The sequence below is a fragment of the Candidatus Poriferisodalis sp. genome, from assembly GCF_965198245.1.
Taxonomy (GTDB): domain Bacteria; phylum Actinomycetota; class Acidimicrobiia; order Acidimicrobiales; family Poriferisodalaceae; genus Poriferisodalis.
This window is the reverse complement of record NZ_OZ240249.1, coordinates 1,268,319-1,287,356: the sequence shown is the minus strand read 5'-3', so window position 1 is coordinate 1,287,356 and position 19,038 is coordinate 1,268,319. Positions and strand designations below refer to the sequence as shown.

General features: G+C 65.3%; 12 protein-coding genes and 1 pseudogene. 8 read left to right on the top strand and 5 right to left on the bottom strand.

Annotated features, from left to right (window positions below; genetic code table 11):
- Positions 1–27: 27 nt before the first annotated feature.
- From lipA to lpdA, 3 genes are read right to left on the bottom strand one after another with little or no spacing between them, the layout of a single operon-like run.
- Entirely contained in the window at positions 28–1,863 is a 1,836-nt protein-coding gene (gene lipA / locus ACOCMM_RS06090; RefSeq protein WP_419552297.1) for a lipoyl synthase, read from the bottom strand.
- Positions 1,796–3,223 carry a dihydrolipoamide acetyltransferase family protein gene (locus tag ACOCMM_RS06085; protein WP_419552296.1) on the bottom strand — a complete coding sequence of 476 codons (1,428 nt, stop codon included), beginning with the start codon at positions 3,221–3,223 and terminating at the stop codon, positions 1,796–1,798. The genes lipA and ACOCMM_RS06085 overlap by 68 nt, the downstream gene beginning before the upstream one ends.
- Positions 3,224–3,229: 6 nt before the next feature.
- A complete protein-coding gene (lpdA, locus tag ACOCMM_RS06080) occupies positions 3,230–4,693 on the bottom strand; it encodes a dihydrolipoyl dehydrogenase (RefSeq protein ID WP_419552295.1) in 1,464 nt (487 codons plus the stop codon).
- A 228-nt stretch (positions 4,694–4,921) separates the two neighbouring features.
- On the opposite strand from lpdA, the gene ACOCMM_RS06075 reads away from it, so the two are divergent.
- From ACOCMM_RS06075 to ACOCMM_RS06065, 3 genes and pseudogenes are all read left to right on the top strand, one after another.
- Complete coding sequence (locus ACOCMM_RS06075; RefSeq protein ID WP_419552294.1) at positions 4,922–5,332, top strand: hypothetical protein; 411 nt, start codon at positions 4,922–4,924, stop codon at positions 5,330–5,332.
- A gap of 12 nt (positions 5,333–5,344) precedes the next feature.
- Positions 5,345–5,626 (top strand): annotated as a pseudogene (locus ACOCMM_RS06070) (TlpA family protein disulfide reductase); the annotation flags it as partial.
- 8 nt (positions 5,627–5,634) lie between these two features.
- Positions 5,635–6,120 carry an SRPBCC family protein gene (locus tag ACOCMM_RS06065; protein ID WP_419552293.1) on the top strand — a complete coding sequence of 162 codons (486 nt, stop codon included), beginning with the start codon at positions 5,635–5,637 and terminating at the stop codon, positions 6,118–6,120.
- Positions 6,121–6,147: 27 nt separating this feature from the next.
- On the opposite strand, the gene ACOCMM_RS06060 is transcribed toward ACOCMM_RS06065, so the two are convergent.
- A complete protein-coding gene (locus tag ACOCMM_RS06060; RefSeq protein WP_419552292.1) occupies positions 6,148–7,212 on the bottom strand; it encodes an RNase H family protein in 1,065 nt (354 codons plus the stop codon).
- Between the two features lie 21 nt (positions 7,213–7,233).
- Between ACOCMM_RS06060 and aceE the strand changes: the two genes are divergently transcribed.
- Entirely contained in the window at positions 7,234–9,936 is a 2,703-nt protein-coding gene (gene aceE, locus ACOCMM_RS06055) for a pyruvate dehydrogenase (acetyl-transferring), homodimeric type (RefSeq protein ID WP_419552291.1), read from the top strand.
- A gap of 57 nt (positions 9,937–9,993) precedes the next feature.
- The gene (locus tag ACOCMM_RS06050; RefSeq protein ID WP_419552290.1) at positions 9,994–10,455 is read left to right on the top strand and encodes a MaoC family dehydratase; all 462 of its coding nucleotides are present in this window, start codon (positions 9,994–9,996) and stop codon (positions 10,453–10,455) included.
- 51 nt (positions 10,456–10,506) lie between these two features.
- Here ACOCMM_RS06050 and ACOCMM_RS06045 read toward each other — a convergent pair whose 3' ends face one another.
- Complete coding sequence (locus ACOCMM_RS06045) at positions 10,507–10,779, bottom strand: hypothetical protein (protein WP_419552289.1); 273 nt, start codon at positions 10,777–10,779, stop codon at positions 10,507–10,509.
- A gap of 148 nt (positions 10,780–10,927) precedes the next feature.
- Here ACOCMM_RS06045 and ACOCMM_RS06040 point away from each other — a divergent pair, with 148 nt between their 5' ends.
- From ACOCMM_RS06040 to ACOCMM_RS06030, 3 genes are read left to right on the top strand one after another with little or no spacing between them, the layout of a single operon-like run.
- Positions 10,928–13,477 carry a hypothetical protein gene (locus ACOCMM_RS06040; protein WP_419552288.1) on the top strand — a complete coding sequence of 850 codons (2,550 nt, stop codon included), beginning with the start codon at positions 10,928–10,930 and terminating at the stop codon, positions 13,475–13,477.
- Between the two features lie 54 nt (positions 13,478–13,531).
- The gene (locus ACOCMM_RS06035; RefSeq protein ID WP_419552287.1) at positions 13,532–14,401 is read left to right on the top strand and encodes a hypothetical protein; all 870 of its coding nucleotides are present in this window, start codon (positions 13,532–13,534) and stop codon (positions 14,399–14,401) included.
- The gene (locus tag ACOCMM_RS06030; RefSeq protein WP_419552286.1) at positions 14,394–18,929 is read left to right on the top strand and encodes a DEAD/DEAH box helicase; all 4,536 of its coding nucleotides are present in this window, start codon (positions 14,394–14,396) and stop codon (positions 18,927–18,929) included. Before ACOCMM_RS06035 ends, ACOCMM_RS06030 begins: the two co-directional genes overlap by 8 nt.
- The last annotated feature ends 109 nt before the right edge of the window (positions 18,930–19,038 follow it).

The window sequence follows — 19,038 nt, the reverse complement described above, 5'->3', positions numbered from 1 at the left end:
CGTTTCGGGGTGTTTGAGAGGGGTGCCCTACGCCGGCACTTGCTGGCGGCTTGGTCCGAGCTGCACGGCTGCGGCCGATTCGGCGGCGTGGTAGCTGGAGCGGGTCAGCGGGCTGGACTCGACGTGATCAAGCCCCAAAGCAGTTCCGACCTCTCGCCAACGGCTGAACGAGGTAGGCGGCACCCAGCGGGCGACAGGGATGTGATGGCTGGTCGGCCGCAAGTACTGGCCGATCGTCACGATGCTGACGCCGACTGCCGCGAGATCGGCCAAGGTGACGTCGACCTCGGCATCGTCCTCGCCCATGCCGACGATGATGCCCGATTTCGTGACGAGCCCGGCCGATGCGCTGCGGGCCAGCAACGCCAGGCTGCGGGCATAGCCCGCCGATGGGCGAACGGCTCGCTGCAACCGAGCGACGGTCTCAATGTTGTGGTTCACGATGTCGGGGCCCGCGTCGAGGATTGTCTGGAGCGCCGCGGCATCGCCGCCGAAATCGGGCACCAGCACCTCGACTGTCGTGCTTGGCGATTGCGCCTTGATCGCCGCGATGGTCTCGGCGAACGCAGCCGCCCCACCGTCGGGTAGATCATCCCGGGCAACCGCGGTGACGACCGCATGGTCGAGTTCCATCTCGGCGACCGCGTCGGCCACCCGGCGAGGCTCATCGGGATCGAGCGGTGCCGGCTGGCTGGTGTCGACCAAGCAGAAACCGCACGCCCGCGTGCACCGCTCGCCGTTGAGCATGAAAGTGGCTGTGCCCGCACCCCAGCACTCGAAGATGTTCGGGCAGCCCGCCTCCTCGCACACCGTCACCAAGTCGTGCCGGCGCATCACCCGGCGCAGCCGCAGGTAACCCTCATTGGGGTCCATGCGGGCACGCAGCCACGGGGGTTTCCGCTCAGCGAGACCGAGGCCGCCGTTCACACCAGCTTGCGCCAACCTGGCTCGGCTGCGCGGCGGAGGGATCTCGACCTGACCGGGACCCAGGCCACGGCTGAAGGCGCTGAGATCGGACGGGCGGCGCCGCCACGCCACATCTGCACGCTCGAAGCCTGTGGGCGACCACCGTTCGGCTGCACGCCGGACCACCGCATCTGCCACCTCGCGCATCGTCGCAGTGCAGCCCTCAGCCCGCAGCGATGTCGGTCGGAAATCACGGATGCCGCACGGGATGATCCGCTCGAACCACGCCAAGTCGGTGTCGACGTTCAGCCCGAAGCCGTGCATGGTGCGACCACGGCTGAGTCGTACGCCGATCGCGGCGAGCTTGCGGGGCGTGCCGTCGAGGTCGAGCCACACGCCCGGATAGCCCCGCAGCCGACCGCAGCCGGCGAGACCGAGGTCAGCCAGCGCGTCGATGAGCACTTGTTCCAAGTCGCACACGTACGCGGCCGTCTCCGCCAGTCCGCCGCCCCGGTTGCTTGGCAAGGACAGGATCGGGTAGCCAACGAGTTGGCCGGGACCGTGGTAGGTGAAGTCGCCGCCACGGTCGATACGCACGCAGTCGGCGCCGACCTCAGCCGGATCGACCAGCAAGTTCGCCTCGTCGGCACTCGGGCCTGCGGTGAAGACGTGATCGTGTTCGAGCAGCAGCAAGTAGTCATCCCGACTGTGCGTCCACAGGCGTCGCTGCAAATCCAGCGCCTCGCGGAAGCGAACCCGCCCCAGCCACCGCACCTGCAGCATCAGACGAACGCTCCGCTCATGTTCGCTACGCTCACGGGCCGCTCGGGCCCCGGCCTCGCTGGCGGCGTTGTTCTGCAACCCGAATCCACTGCAAACTCGCTCGGCCTCAGAGCTCCGCTCCCCAGTCGTGCTGTTCCAGCATCTGGCGGATGTGCCCCAAGAATCCCGCGGCATAGCTGCCGTCGAACGCACGGTGATCCCAGCCCATCGCCAGGTGGCCTACCGAGTGCACCACGATGCTCTCATTGCCGAATCGATCTGCGACCACGACCGGGCGGCGGGCAACGCCGTCGGTCGAGAGCACCGCAACCTGGGGCTGGTTGATGATGGCCGCCGTCGTGTAGGTGCCGAACGAGCCGTTGTTGGAGATGGTGAAGGTGCCGCCGGTGATGTCGTCGGGGGTCAGGCGTCGCTCGCGGGCCCTCGTCGCGAGTTCGTTCATGGTGCGGGCGACCCCTCGCAAACTCAGCGAGTCGGCGTCCCGCAGCACCGGAACGATGAGGCCGTCGTAATCGAGGTCGACGGCAACGCCGATGTTGCGACGCCGCCGGATGCGCAACCCGTCGTCTTCCACCGAGGCGTTGAGCCGGGGCCAGTGAGCCAATGCGTCGGCGACGGCAATGACGATGAAGGGCAGGTAGGTGAGGCTGAATCCCTCTGATGCTCGCCACGCTTCGCGGTGCGCCCGGCGCACCTGCTCGACGTTCTCGTAGTCGACCTCGACGACGGTGAGAGCGTGGGGCGAGGTGGCCACCGAGTTGACCATGTGCTCGCCGGTGCGGCGCCGGATGTTGTTGAACGCCTCGAAACGTGAGTCGCCGTCGGTCCACTCAGCCGCTGCAGCGGCTGCCACCGGTGCCGGCACCGAAGGCGGGCTCGGAGCGGCGGCGCGTTCGCCTGCTGGCGATGTTGCTCGTGCTGGCGCGGTCGGGGCGGTTGCAGCCGCCGAGCGTTTCTGCTCGTCGATGGCGTTGAGCACATCGGACCGGGTGATGCGACCGCCTACACCTGTGCCGACCAGTGCAGCGGGATCCAGGCTGTGCTCTCGCACGAGGCGCCGCACCACCGGAGACAGCAGCCGACCACTTCCATTGCGCGCCGACCCGCTGGCTGCGCCATCAATCGATGCGGCCGCAGCGGCTGCGGCCACTGGGACCTCAGATGGCGCTACGGGGGCCGGTTCCGCCGGCGGCGAAACGGGTGCTGGGGCCGCGGCTGCGCTGGTGTCGGCGACGGGCGCAGCCGGCGGCGGCACGACGGCACCCTCGCTTACCTCGACAATGGCCAGCACCGTTCCGACGTCCACCGTCTCGCCCTCGGGCACACGGATTTCGCTGATGACCCCCTCCATGGGCGAGGGCACCTCGCTGTCCACCTTGTCGGTGGACACCTCATAGAGCAACTCGCCCACCGTGATCGAGTCGCCGACGCCTTTGAACCAGCGGGTGATGGTCCCTTCGGTGACCGTCTCGCCGAGCTGCGGCAGCACCAGGTCAGCCATATCGCTGCCTCGAACGGCGTCGAGTGCCCGCACGCCGGCTCATCCGTGGAGCCCCCGACCTGTGAGCGCCATCATCGTCTCGCCGAACAGCTCGGACAACGTTGGATGCGGCTGCACCAATGCGGCCACCTCGGAGACCGTGGCCTCCCAGTTGACCGCCAGGTAGCCCTGACCGAGCTGCTCGGTGACCCACGGCCCCATCATGTGAACGCCGAGCACGCGCCCGGCGGAGCCGTCGGCATCACGCTCGGCCACGATCTTGACGAGGCCCTCGGTGTCGTTGACGATCATCGCCCGGGAATTGCCGCTGTAGCGGTGCTTGGACGACACCACGTCGTAGCCGGCTTCGCGAGCCGCTGCTTCGGACAGCCCGGTGAAGGCCACCTCGGGATGGCAGTAGATCGCCCACGGCACATTGGGGTAGTCCACCGGCGCGGGGTCTTCGCCCAGGATGTCCTTCACCGCAACGATCGCCTCTGCGAAGCCGACATGGGCAAGCTGAGGCGTATTGATGAGGTCGCCCACGGCGTAGACGCCGGCCATCGTCGTTCGGCACAGCTCGTCAACGACGACGAAGCCTCGTTCATCGACTTTGACTTCGGTGTCATCGAGGCCGAGGTGGTCTGGGTACGGCCGCCGTCCCACCGACACCACCACCGCGTCCACTTCCAGCTCGGCCGTGTCGGCGTCGTCGCCCTCTGACGCAGCTGCCGTGTATCGCACGGTCGTGCCGCCATCGTCGAGCGGCGTGTGACCAGTGACCCCGCAGCCCGTCCGCACGTTGATGCCCCGCTTGGCAAACGCCCGGGTCAGGGCCTTGGAGATGTCCCCATCGACGCCGGGAATGATCTGTGGCGCGTACTCGAGCACGGTCACGTCGGCGCCGAGGTCGGCCAGCATCGAAGCGAATTCGCAGCCGATGGCCCCGCCGCCAATCACGGCGACGCGACCTGGCACCTCGTCCAGCGCCAAGACTTCGTCCGAAGTCATCACGAGCGTCCCGTCGCGATCGAATCCCGGCAGTGTGATGGGCACCGAACCCGCCGCCAGCAAGACATGGTCACCATGCAGCGTCTGGGTCTCGGACTCGCCGTTGCGCACCGCGACCGACCGGTCGGTGCCCAGCCGGCCCGTCCCCTCGTGCACCGCGACTTTGCGGCGCCGCAGCAGTCCCTTCACCCCGGTTTCGAGGCCGTCCACGATGCGTTGCTTGCGGCCCTGCGAGACGCTGAAGTCCAGCTCGGGCGGCTCGGTGTTCACGCCGAACTCGGCTGCTTCGCTCACCGTGCGCCACACGGCTGCTGTCTCAAGCAACTCCTTGGCGGGTATGCAGCCCCGGTGCAAGCACGTGCCGCCCAGCCGGTCCCGCTCCACCAGCGCGACCTTCATGCCCGCCGCGCCGGCATACAGCGCCGCCCCGTAGCCCGCGGGCCCGCCGCCGATCACGACGAGGTCGTAACGAACCGGGGCGCTCGATTCGCCGGAATTCGCTTCATCTGCCATCGCGCGACGAGGGTACGCCTCGGGGCTCAGCCGTTTGCACCGGGGCGATCATCTGTCCAGACCGGCGCCGAAGCGCTACAACCAGATCAGCACCCGGATCGCGAACGCCACCAGGATGACGACGCCCGTGACAAGCGCTGTGACAAGCAACGCCCGGGTGCTCACGCGGACGAATGTAGCGACGGTCGCTACCGGGACCCCCATGTCCCCACGGGTAAGATTCGCACCGTGACCGCATTCGCCCGCCGCCGGACTGTCGGCTTGGCTGCGTGCGCCATCAGCCTCATGGTGTTGGCGGGTTGCGGTACCGATGACGACGCGTCTTCGACAGCGTCTCCGACGGATGTCGCCGAGACGTACGAGCCTTCGAGCGCAGCCGCTGCTGAAAGTGTCGAACCGGCATCTGCCGCCGAGAGCGTCGAACCGGCATCTGCCGCCGAGAGTGTCGAACCCGTAGCAGCCGACGGTGGCGCAAATGCCTCCGCCACTGAAGGATCATCGGCAGACGAGAGCGCCTCAGCGGCCGAGACCCGGCCCGAGATACTCCTGCTCGACACGAGCCAGGTTGACGGGCAGCCCTTCGAGCTGGCTGCTGCAGCAGGCAACGACGTGCTGCTGTGGTTCTGGGCTCCGTGGTGACCGGCCTGCCGGAGAGAAGCTCCTGCGGTCGCAGAGCTGAAAGCAGAACACGGGGATGACTTGGTGATCGTGGGCGTCGCCGCGCACGACTCCATCGCTTCCTTCGAGGGATTCGTGAGCTCTCACGGACTCGAGCAGATGCCCCACTTCGGTGACGAGAGCGGGGATCTGTGGGATGCGTTCGGCGTCCGATCTCAACCCACCTGGATGCTTGTACGAGCCGACGGCACTACTGAGCGCGGCCAGGGCCATATTCCCGGCGAAATCGTCACCGACGCGCTGTCACCGGCCTGACCGAAGCCATGGCCAGGAGCGAGCAGCGCAGCGTCAGCGTCGAGCGCCACATCGCCGCGCCGGCTGAGGCGATCTTTACGGTGCTAGCCGATGCCAGCCGTCACTGCGAGATCGACGGCTCGGGGAGGCTGGTTCGGGCAACCAGCAGCAACATCCCATTGACGCTCGGCAGCACATTTTCGATGCGCGTGCGTCTCGGCGTCACGTACCCCACCAAGAACCGGGTCCTGGAGTTCGAGGAGAACCGGCTGATCGCGTGGGCGCACTGGCAGGGGCAACGCTGGCGATACGAGCTCGAGCCCTCCGACGACGGCGGCACGCTGGTGCGCGAGACCTTCGAATGGGGAACTGCACGCTGGCCGCGCAGCATCGAACTTGCGGGAGCTCACAAGAAGAACGTGCTGTCCATGGAAGTCACGCTCGAGCGACTGGCAGCCATCGTCGAGACGCCTCCCGCCGCGACCCCCGACACAGACGCTGAGAACGCCGCCTGAGCAACCGGCCCGGATGGCCCGCTGCTGCTAGTCGGGCTCGATGACCCACACGTCCCCGCCGAGCGCTTCTTCCAGGCGCCGGTGCAGGTCCGCCAGCGTGCGGTCGCCGGCTCGGCGAACGAGGATCGCTTCGTCGCAGTTGTGCATGAACCACGTGTCCCGCCGCCGCATCGCCTTGCCGAACGCCTCTCCGTCGACTGGTGACTTGGCACCGAGCATGAATTCTTGAGCTGCTTGCTGCCGGAGCTCGGCGAAGCGTTGACGCGACGTCCCCGGCCACCGTCGTTCGACGCCCTCGAACGCAAGCACCACGGCATATGGCACACCAGCCGCCAGCGCAGCCTCGGCACCCAGCGTCTCGGCACCAAGCCCGAGGCCCGTCGCGACCACGAGATCGGGATGCATCTGGCGCTTGGCAGCGAGTACGTCGCTCAGCTGCCGGAGCACCTTGCGCAAGATCGGGTTCTCGTTGTACCCGCCGAGCTCCGGCGGCCGGTGGCCCAGCACGGTCACGACGTGACCGGCGATTTCCCGGTTCCCCGATGTCGGCTCGTCGGTGCTGACGGTGCCCTTCGGGGAGCCGTGCGACCCCGACCGCCCGTCAGCGAGCTGATCGAGCACGTCATCGTCGAATCGCTTGCCCCGGAGCCCAGCACCAGCGCTCGCAGCGTGCACGGCCAGGGCATCGGCGGCGGAATTCAACCGCTGGCCGGCGTGACCTTTCACCCAAGCAAACTCGACGTCGCCCCGCGCCAGCACGGCATCGATGAACGGCTCCCACAGGTCTCGGTTGGCCACCGGCTTGCGTGACGTGTTCAGCCAATTGCGCCGGTGCCAGCCCTTCCACCATTCGTCGGTGAAGCACTTCACCACGTAGGTGGAGTCGCTCATGATGCGCAGCGGCCCATCCAGCACCTCGACGGCCTGAGCCGCAGCGGTGACCTCCATCCGCTGGTTCGTTGTCCTGGGTTCGTGACCGCACGCCCACGGCCCGCCGTCAATCACGTACGCCCAGCCGCCCGGTCCCGGATTGCCCAGGCACGACCCGTCAGTGAAGACTTCGCGGGCTTGGGTGTTCGGCTGGGGACTCATCCAAGTGCGACACTAGAACCCATGCTCTTTGACGGGTTGCATGAGCAGATCCCCGACATCGATCCCGACGAGACCGACGACTGGCTGCAGTCGTTCAAAGCAGTTGTCGAGGAACGGGGCAAGAACCGGGCACGCTTTCTGATCCGGCGTCTGATGTCCAAGGCCCGCGAGCTGCAGGTCGACTTTCCCGCCACCGTCTCGACCCCGTACATCAACACCATCGCCCCCGAAGACGAGCCGTGGTTCCCGGGCGATGAAGGGATTGAGAAGCGCCTTCGAGCTTTCATCCGCTGGAACGCCGTCGCAATGGTCACCCACGCCAACTCCTGGGCGGACGGCATCGGCGGCCACCTGTCCACGTTTGCCAGCTCCGCGGCGCTCTATGACGTGGGCTTCAACCACTTCTGGCAAGGCAAGGATGACGGCGAGCCCGGCGACCACATCTACATCCAGGGCCATGCCGCACCTGGCATCTACGCACGGGCCTATCTCGAGGGCCGCCTCGACGACACCGACCTCGAGCACTTCCGGCGCGAGATCGGCCGCACCGGGCTGTCGTCGTACCCCCATCCGCGTCTCATGCCCGACTTCTGGGAGTACCCGACGGTGTCGATGGGCCTCGGGCCGATCATGGCGATCTACCACGCCCGCTTCAACCGCTACCTGCACAACCGTCGTATCGACAACACGGCCGAGTCGAAGGTGTGGTGTTTCGTGGGCGACGGCGAAACCGACGAGCCCGAAACCCTCGGTGCGCTGCACCTCGCCGCACGGGAACGCCTCGACAACCTCATCTTCGTCGTGAACTGCAACCTGCAGCGTCTCGACGGGCCCGTGCGTGGCAACGGGAAGATCATCCAGGAGCTCGAGGCCAACTTCCGCGGCTCTGGGTGGAACGTCATCAAGGTGATCTGGGGAGGCCGCTGGGACGACCTGCTGGCCCGGGACCGTGACGGCGCACTGCTCAACAAGATGAACGAGACCATCGACGGCGAGTACCAGCGCTACTCGGTGGAAAGCGGGGCCTACATCCGCGAGCGGTTCTTCGGGCCCGATCCCCGGTTGCGAGAGATGGTCCAGCACCTCTCCGACGAGGACCTGCAGACCCTGCCCCGAGGCGGTCACGACTACAAGAAGCTGTACGCGGCCTACCAGGCGGCCGTGGAGCATGAGGGCAGCCCGACCGTCATCTTGACCAAGACTGTGAAGGGCTGGTCGTTGGGACCTGACCTCGAAGCACGCAATGCCACCCATCAGATCAAGAAGCTGAACCGGACCCAGCTCATGACCATCCGGGAGCGCTTGCGGCTCCACAACGAGATCGACGCCGAGTTCGACCCTGACGATCCGCCCTATTGCCGCCCCCAGCCCGGCAGTGCCGAGCACGAGTACTTGGTGGCCCGCCGGAAGGCTCTGGGCGGTCCGTTGCCCAAACGCATGGGCAACTGGTGCCGCAAGGCACTGCCGATGCCGAGCTCGAAGCCGTTCGAGGAGTTCTCGGCGGGCTCGGGCAAGTTTGCGGTGTCGACCACCATGGCCTTCACCCGGATGCTGCGGGCGATGACGCGAGAGCCGGGCTTCGGCGACCGTGTGGTGCCGATCATTCCCGACGAGGCCCGCACGTTCGGCATGGACTCGCTGTTTCGCGAGCTCGGCATCTACGCCAGCCAGGGCCAGCTGTACGAGCCCGTCGACCACGACCTGCTGCTGTCCTACACCGAGCACATCGACGGCCAGATCCTTGAGGAGGGCATCACCGAGGCCGGGGCGCTGGCCAGCTTCACCGCCGCCGCCACCTCCTATGCCGTCCGCGGCGTGGCGATGGTGCCCTTCTACACCTTCTATTCGATGTTCGGCTTCCAGCGTGTGGGCGACATGATCTGGGCGCTGGCCGACATGAGGGGTCGCGGTTTCCTCATGGGGGCCACGGCCGGGCGCACCACCTTGATGGGCGAGGGTCTCCAGCACCAGGACGGCCACTCGCCGCTGCTGGCCTCGGTCGTGCCGCCATGTCAGGCATACGACCCGGCGTTCGCCTACGAGCTCGCGACGATCGTGCGCGACGGGATCCGGCGCATGTACGGCGTGGGCGAGGACATCTTCTACTACCTGACGATCTACAACGAGAACTACGTCCAGCCCCCTGAGCCGGACGACCTCTCGACATCGGATCTGCTGGCTGGGCTGTATCGCTTCGCCCCGGCTCCGGAAGGTCGCTCGCACGCCGGCACCATCCTGTTCTCGGGTTCGGCGCAAGGTGCTGCCCGGGCCGCGGCCGACCTGCTGGCCGCCGAGCACGACGTTGGGGTGGACCTGTGGAGCGCCCCCTCGTACAAGGCGTTGCGTGAAGAAGCACTGTCGTGCGAGCGGTGGAACACGCTGCATCCCGACGATCCCCAGCAGGTGCCGTTCGTGACCCGGCAGCTGGCCGACGGCTCCGGGCCGGTCGTGGCCGTGACCGACTTCATGCGAGCCGTGCCCGACCAGGTGTCACGCTGGATCGGCCGCGACTACACCTCGCTGGGCACCGACGGATTCGGCCGCAGCGACACCCGCAGCCGGCTGCGGGAGCACTTCGAGGTGACTGCCGAGCACACCACAGTGGCGGTGCTGTGGCGCCTTGCCGAGCTCGGCGAGATCGACGCGACTGCGGCGGCCGAGGCCATCAAGCGCTACGGCCTGGCCACCGACAGCGCCGACCCCTGGTCCTCGGCAACGCACTGAGCTAGCCGGTGCCGACGATTCCCGACGCTGCGAGGGCGGCGCGTGCAGACTGTCACGATGCCCAGCGACATTCCCTGCCCGCAGCGATGGTTCGACGACTACGAGGCCGGTGAACGTTTTACGTTCGGAACGACGACCATCGACGAGGCCGAGATCATCGAATTCGGCCGTAAGTTCGACCCGCAGCCCTTCCACATCGATCCCCAGGCAGCCCGAAACACCGTCTATGGCCGGATCATCGCGTCGGGATGGCATACCGGCTCGATCATGATGAGGATGCTGGGTGAATACCTGTTGGGGCCATCGAGCATGGGTTCGCCTGGTCTCGACGAACTGCGCTGGCTGGCACCGGTGTATCCAGGCGACCCTCTCACCCTCGTGGTCGAGATTCTGGAGGTTCGCCCGAGCCGCTCCAAGCCCGACCGCGGCATCATCAAGATGACCCACGAACTCGTCAACCAGGACGGCACCACGGTGGTGCGCGCGGTGGCGAACATGATGATGGCCCGCCGCACATGAAGCCCTCGAAGTGCTGATCGCTCACTGCGGGCAGCGTCGAGAGGGGCTTGCTCAGGCGAGCTGCAACGGACCCGGATCGGGTGTGCCGGAGCTGCCTTCCAGGCGTGCTACGCGCTCACGCACCAAGGCGACCTCGGCGGTCACGCCGTCGATGCGGTCGGACTGGTGGTCGATGCGATCCGACTGGTGGTCGATGCGTCCGCTGAGGTGGAAGGTGATGCCCAAGCCGGTGCCGAGCACGCTGGCGACGATGCCCGCGGCGGCTACGAGTACCGCCCACGCCTCGACGACAAGCTGTGTCGCTGCCATCATGCCCGCTGTCATGACCTCACGCTAGAACACACGCCGCCCGGTTCGGCAACGCATTTTGGGCCCATCGACTGCCCAGTGCACCAGCACGGACAGCTCTGGCCTCGAGATCCTGCGGCCACACATCGGGCATCGGCTGATGCAAGCCGGATACGTTTCACATATGTCCACGGGTAATGCGGATGATGAACAGCAAGCACCGCGGCAATCCACCGACAACCCGTACTTCGTCGAACGCGAGCTTCGACGTCATTTCGACGGCATTCGCATTGTCAGCGAACTCGACCTCTCCGCTGATGGATCGATTCTCAAGAGGGCTAGAGACGTCGTCCTCAAGGTCGCCCAGCACGGTGTGCCTGATCGCCTGAAGCGCTACCCCGCCTCGACTGCAGCATTTCTCGCCGCCGAAGGTGCGCGCTGTTACGACGAAGGTACGTTCTGGCCCAACATTGCCATTGCCCCGTACCTCTCATCAGGTGTCGATCAGTCCAAGGTAGGCAGGGCGTTTCTGTCGGCACTGGACGAACTCGGACTCGAGAACTTCAGCTACGCGGCGGCTCGAGAACGCTGGCTCGCGTATGTGAGCCCGATTCTCATGCACGGAGGCATCCCTGCTGCGTGCGCAGACGAAGTCGCAGATTTGGTGTTTGCCGGATTGCGCGATGGCATCTGGGATGCCGACGAGCTCATCGGTCGCATACGACAGTCCAGCACCCGCTGGTCAGGACTTGCGAAGCCAGTACAACGCTTCTTCGAGTATGGCGACGAATTTGCCAGCGACCTTCTGCAGCGGGTGATCGACACGGCCGCCGACATCGCCGAACTCGGACGTGACGCGACCGACCTCATCGCAGAACTCTCTGCCGACGCAGGACTGCCCCGGTACTTGACGCGGGCCCTGCTCAACGACGAACGACGTTCGGCCCGGCGTGGGCGACGTCCGCCTCGACCCACTGTCCGAATCGACCGCTACTCGTGTGATGGTCCGTACATGACGCTTCCGCCTTTTCCGCATGAAGGCGGGTGGCTGATCCAGGGTGCTATGACACACAGATTCGCGACGCGCAGGCATGATCCGCGCGATATCCCGCTCGCGCCGTCGCATGGCTGGACTGCAACGCTTGAGTGGCGCGAGCACTCGGCCAACCGGCAGTCGGAGCGACAGTTTGCGGGTTTGGAGCGGGTTCACGCATACGTGTTCGATGCCTCCGGCAATCTCACACGTCAGCAGCACCGGCTGCCCGCCAGCCAAGCGTTGATTCTGACATCACCAGGCGTAGCCATCACCGACTCCGATGGAATGCCCATCCCGAGTCCAGAGGAACTTCCTCCGCGGGCAGGCGCATGGAATGGCTGGGTGCTGAGAAGCTTCGACCTCGAGGGGGTAGCTGCCGTGCTGGTGAAGCCTCCTCCTGGGCCGGGCGGCGATGAGGAATTGACGGAGCTGGCCGTGGCCCGAGCCCCCGCACGGCCCAAATTGGCGACGGCGCCGGTCAGTGGCACAAGAGGGATGCTCGGCGGCGGCGTGTTCGCTGAGCCACCGAGTATTGCGATGCCCGAGGACGCCGATCCACAAAGGTGGCGCGTCCGTTGGCGCGAGATTCGAAGCGAAAGCGAACCTGCCACAGATGCGTCGGCCGAGAATCGCTCGCCGACCACTACGCGACTCGCAGACTTGCCGTGTGCGGAGGGCGCATTTGAATTGGCGGCGCTCTTGCCTTCTGCCCCTGCATTCGCGGGCACGATCGAGGTGTCTGGCCCATTGGGCAGCGACATTCGCGAGGACATAACCGTCATTCAGGGACTCGCCGTCGATGTCCCTGATCGCATCTTCGTACCGCGCGAGGTCGTCGAGGTTCGCGTCACCGCGGATGCCGAACTCCTTCTCGAAGGCGGTGCGCGAGTTTCAGAAGCGAGGTTGTCGTTTGAGGCAGGCCAGGACACCGTTCCCCTCACAGCCGGCGGCACCGCCTTCGCTGTCACGATTCCTCGATTGACCTGGGCGCTTCGCCGAACCGACGGATCCTTCCCAACCCTCGGAGTTGAGCGGCTGCGAATCGGACTCGACGAGATTGAATCAGGCGCAGTCGGGTCGGTCTTGGTTCGATGCGGTCGGCCGGCAACACTGCGACTTGAACTGCGCAGTGACGCAAGCCCTTACGAGATCGGGCCTCTGCAAACCAATAGCCCGGTCGGGTGGTGGTCCTTCTCGCTTGCCGAACTGCGGACGACAATCGCCGCTGCGACGGCTCCTCGGCTAGATCTCATCCTCCATGTCGACGACCTGAGCGAGCCCATCGCCGTGGTAGAGGCACAGTTCATTGTGAGCGACTTGGAGATCAGCACGGAACTCGACCCGGAGACCGCCGAGTGCCTTGTCAGCGCCGAGTGGACGGAGAACCGCCAGTTCACTGGTCGCCAACTCCGGCTCTGGTCAGAGCATCGGCCGTGGGAGCAGCCCGTTTGCGTCGAAGTGGAGGACGACGTCGCTGGCCGATGCGAGGCAATCCTGCTGCTGCCGCCGGGTCCCTACGTGGCCGAAGTCACCTTGGCCGATGAGTGGTCCTCGCCAACGTTGCCGATTCCCGGCCAAGCAGGCACACGCGATGTGCTCGTCGGATCGGAACTGCAGCGGCGGATCCGACTTGAGGGTCTTCGCACCGAGGCCCCACTCGAGGCGCTCGAGCTTGTCGTCGCAGGTGCCGCCCGTTAAAAGAGCCTGGATATCAGCGCAGCAGCCTCCGCAACCGACGAACTCGCTAGTGCCATGGAGGCCGCGGCACAGCTCAGTGCGACGAATGCAGGAGCATCGAATACCTTGGTCGACCTCGTCGAGTTGGTGTTGACCTCTGACAGTCTGTTGCCGCGTCTGGCCCCGATGCTCGCCGAGCTTCCGGCGCAGGTTCTCCGCAAGCTCGAGTTAGCCATCGTCGCATCCGCTCACGGCTCGGCCGGATACACAGATTGGGATCTGGAGCGCCTGTGGAAGACCCTCCCGACCGTAGCCGCGGCGCTAGACAATCCGTTCGTCGGCAGTAGTCCGAGCGATCTCGCCGACGCGAGCCTCGACCGGTGGCAACGCTTCAGCGGTTGGCGACCCGCAACTGGCGCGGCACCAATTGAAGGTCGAATCGAGCCCGTCACCCCTCCGCTCGACGAGTTCGGGCCAGAGAGGTTGCGGGAATTGCAGCAGGCCTTGCCGCCATCCGGTTCATTGCCGCTGCAGTGGGGCGGCTACCTCGATGCGGCGTTCGAGATGCTGACCAACACTTGGCACGAGCCAGCCCGAGCACCGGGCAGCCGCAGGTCACCAGACCGTGAGCGCATCAGGCATTGGCGCTCATCGCACAATGCGGTCTACTCCTACGCCCAGAGGTTCAGCGCCCGGCAACTCACCCTGCTCGACTTGGTCCGGCCTGAGTCGGAAAGGCCTGCGTGGCACAAGTTCCCCGCAGATGTCCTCGCAGCCGCATTTCACCTGATCGACAGCTCGTCAGGACGGGCAGACACGGCTGAGGCTGCGACTGCGTTACGTGACGCTGCCGAGATCGCCCCACTGTTGACGACGCGCAGCATCCTGCTCGCCCTAGGCCTGCATCACATCGAGAACTCCGCCGAGGATTTCTGGGGTGACTGAGTACCGCAACTCCGACGCAGCAGGATTCGATCCTGCCGCCGCTGCGAAGAGCATCGGCGAGTCGTATCGGCGCTACTTGAAGACCCGCTACTCGCCGGCCGACGCGTCGCTGCGCGCAGAAGTTCATCTTGCTCTGGACGAGCGATTCCAGAGCGAGAAGGGCCCATTTCGTCAACCGACTCCCGCTTATGCCACCGGCGCCTCGCTGAGTGATCTTGTCTCGACAGGGCTGCTGCATGAGCGCTTCACTCAACTGGACCCGGGCGTGTTCCCGCCAGCGCGACCTCTGTATCAGCATCAGGAAGGCGCTCTGCGCAAGGCTGTGGCGCGTCGCAATCTAGTCATCGCGACTGGCACGGGATCGGGTAAGACCGAGTGCTATCTCTTCCCGATTCTGCATCAACTCCTTACCGAAGGCGATGCCGGGACGCTGAGTCAACCCGGGGTGCGAGCGTTGTTGCTCTACCCGATGAATGCGCTCGCCAACGATCAGATGCAGCGCTTACGCGATCTACTGCGGCCCTTTCCCCAGATCACGTTCGGGCGGTATATCGGCGCAACGCGAGAGCGGCACCGCGAGGGCGTAGAAGCACATCGTGGCGCTACGGGCGCTGACCCCGATAACGGCGAACTTGTGTCGAGGGAAGAGATGCGAGAGCGCCCGCCCCACATTCTGCTCACGAACTACGCAATGCTCGAGTATCTGCTGCTGCGGCCCGTTGATACGACACTGTTCGACGGCCCGACCGGAGAGCATTGGCGCTGGATCGTGCTCGACGAGATGCACGTATACAACGGCGCGCGTGGCGCTGAAATCGCCATGCTGCTGCGGCGTCTGCGCGACCGCGTGGTGCAAAGCCAGCCCGGTCGCCTGCAGTTCGTTGGCACCTCTGCGACGCTCGGTACCGGCACGGGTGCCTCGTCCCGAATCGCGAGATTCGCCTCCGATCTGTTTGGTGAGCTGATCGAGCACCACGAAACCGAATCTGCGCGACAGGACATCGTGACACCGTCCGTCGATGAGCCGGATACCGATGCACCAGCTCGCTTCCATTACATGCTGCGGGCTCTAGAAGGCGCCTTCGTGTGCCGATCACCGGCACACGACCCCGCGACACCGAGGGTGCAACTTGAGCGACATCACACCTGCCCGAGCTGTGACGACAGCGGTGTCGACTCGCAGATGTTCGAACTCGGCCTTTGCGTTCGCTGTGGTGCGGGTTTCCTCGTGGGAAGTCTCCAAGATGCCACTATCGATGCCGCAGAACCTGAGCACTCGGACCGGCTGGTCCAAGCACCGCCGCAGCGAACCAATCTGGCCTACCTGCTGATCGGCCGACAACTCGAAACCGACGACGAGGACGAGGCCGCTGTTGTCGACGACGAAGAGGTGGAGGCTGAGGTCGACTACCGACATGTCTGTACTGCTTGCGGTCGCCTGAGCGACTCAGGGGAGGAACGTTGTCCTTGCGGAGCGACCGGTGCCTCAGAACGAATCGTCTTCGCCAAGCCCAAGCGCCCAAATGACCCGCTCCGCCGATGTCCCACTTGTTCCGGGCGCACGAACGGCCAGATCGTGCTGCGCTTCTTCACCGGGCAAGACGCGCCCGTCGCAGTGGCCGCAACCAGCCTGTATCAGGCGCTGCCGCCCGGAGACATCCCGGCTGGTGTCGTGCCTGAGATCGGCGAGGGTCGCAAGCTGCTGATGTTTGCGGACAGCCGCCAAGACGCGGCCTTCTTCGCGCCGTACCTCGAACGCACCTACGCCCGCGCCGTCCAGCGCCGGATGATCTGGCTGGCAATTGACCGGGACAGCGATGACGACTTGCGGTTCGACGATCTCGTGTTGCCTATCCAGAGGCTCGCAGAAGACCATCTTGTTCTCGACCCAGATGCCAGCGGCGACTCCAAGCGGCGACAAGTGCGAACGTGGCTGATGGCCGAGGTATTGGCGACAGATCGTCGTCAAAGCCTCGACGGCAGCGGGCTCGGCGAGATCACTGTCGCCGTGCCGCGACGCGCTCGACCGCCCGAGCCTCTGAGACAGCTCGGTTTCAGCGATGCCGAGGTATTCGACATCGTGGCGGTCTTGCTGGACACATTGCGAATGCAGGCCGCTGTCTGGCTGCCTGACGGCGTGAGCATCGATGAGCAGGTGTTCGCTCCGCGAAACGTCGTGACCACGGTTCGCGCGGAAGGCAGCGCCGGGAAGGTGCTGTCATGGCTGCCCACCCGTGGCACGAATCGTCGCATGGATTACCTGCACAAGGTCCTGGACCGTCGCGGTGCAGTGGCCGACGAGCGGGTGATTCTCGACGGCCTATGGAGATGGCTCACCGACCGGGGCAGCGGTTGGGACAAGGCATTCCCGTCCCGCAGCGGAAGACAAACGGGACACACCTTCGCAATCGACCCCGAGTGGATCCGGTTCGTGCCAGCCCGAGAAGGACATCCCGCCTATGTGTGCCGTACCTGTCGGCAGGTTGCATGGCGAAGTGTGAACGACGTATGTCCCACTTGGCAGTGCGCGGGTTCGCTGCGTCCCGTGACCGATGTCGACTTGTCTGCCTCCGATCACTATGGGCGGCTCTACACGACGCTGGTTCCTTCGGGCATGAGCGTTCAAGAGCACACAGGTCAGCTCTCAGCCGACCAAGCCCGCACATATCAGCAGGACTTCCTCGATGGCCGGATAAACGCTCTGAGCTGCACGACGACGTTCGAACTTGGCGTCGATGTCGGCGACGTGCAGGCGGTATTGATGCGCAACGTACCGCCGACGCCGGCCAACTATGTGCAGAGGGCCGGCCGGGCCGGCCGGCGAGCCGGCAAGTCGGCCTTGGTTGTCACATTCGCGCAGCGCCGCAGCCACGACCTCCATCACTTCAGAGAGCCTCAGCGTCTCATCGACGGACACGTCGAGGTGCCGATCGTGTCGCTACGGAATTCGCAGATTGTGCGACGGCATATTCACGCCGTGGCGTTCGCGGCATTCGAGCGCCGCATCGCGACCACGGGGCGCGAACCGCACAGGGATGTGGCGTCGTTCTTTCGCCCCACAGATGGCCGACCGGCTGCGGTCGACGAATTTGTCGACTGGCTGCGTTCATATCCGGAGGAACTCGGACGGGCGATAGCTCGCATTACGCCGGAGGCTGTGGCCCCAGAACTCGGTGTTCAGACGTGGGAATGGGTCGACCACTTGACCGCAGGCACTACTGGTAACCAAGCCGACGAACCCGCTGGCTCGCTCAGGCGCGCCGCTGAATCGATTCGAGAGGATCTGGCAGAGATCGAACGTGCAATCGAAGACGCAGACCAACAAGAGCGCCAATTGTCCAACCAAGGACATAGCGACGCCGCGTCCAAGCAAGCCCACCGCCGAGGTGCCCTGAGGCGGGTCCAAGCCACCTTGGAGAAGCGACCATTGATTGACTACTTGGCGACGCGCGTTGTTCTGCCCAAGTACGGGTTCCCGGTCGACGTCGCCGTACTGGATCTTTGGCGCGACGGCGACCGTGACGCCGGAGCGCTCGATCTCAACAGAGACCTGCGCTGGGGCATCACCGAGTACGCACCAGGTTCCAAGGTGGTGGCGAAGAAGGCCATCTGGGAATCCGACGGATTGCGAGCCCCGCCGGGTCGGGCACTCTATGCACGCTCCTACTCCGAGTGTCAGAAGTGCGGCGATTTTCGTGTACGACGCGATTTCGATGCCGAGGATCATCACCTCGCGCCACCGTGCAGTGCCTGCAGCAACCCAATCGCCGAGCGGCAATTCGTCGTACCGCAATTCGGTTTCATCGGCTACAGGAGTCGGGAACAGCCTGGGGAGACCCGGCCGCCTCGAGCGGGTTGGGCACGTTCGTTCTTCAGTGACTACGAAGGGGAACAGCCCCCGTGGGAGCAGGCACCGATAGAAAACGTCACGATCGGTGCTCGCTTCAGTCGGCAGGGACAGATCACCGCCATCAACGCTGGACCGGCATCACGAGGCTTTCGAATGTGTCTGACGTGCGGGTATGGAGAACCACTCGTCAACCAAGACCGAAAGAAGCCTCCGAGAACCCACAACAGGCCTGGTTCTCAACGAGAATGCAGCGGACGACCGCGCGTTCTTGACCTTGGACATACTTTTCTGACCGACGTACTCGAACTTGACTTGAAGAGGCCGCTTAGCCGAATCGAAGCGCGCAGCACCCTGCAATCGTTGCTTGCCGCAACCCCGGTGCTCGGCATTCCCACCGATGACGTCGACGGAACACTGCGTCCTCTTCCTGATGGCGGCGGCACTGCGTTGATCATCTTCGACTCGGTGCCGGGCGGCGCCGGCTACGTCCGCCTGATTCGTGAGGAACTCGCGCAACTCACGGATCAGGCAAGGAAAATCGTCGGCGATTGCGCGTGCGCCCTGAAAGCGAGTTGCTATGGCTGCCTGCGGACCTACCGCAATCAGGCTCATCACGACGAACTGGTTCGCGGTGAAGCATTCAGAGTCCTCGATGCTCTGCTTGCGTACGCGTCATGACTCATTGTCCTTGAAGTTCTTGGCGGCGTGGAGTGGGCGAGAATGCGACCATGGACTCCAAGCCGGGTGGTCGGTTAGACGTACCGGACAGGTGACGGGGGCCCGATGG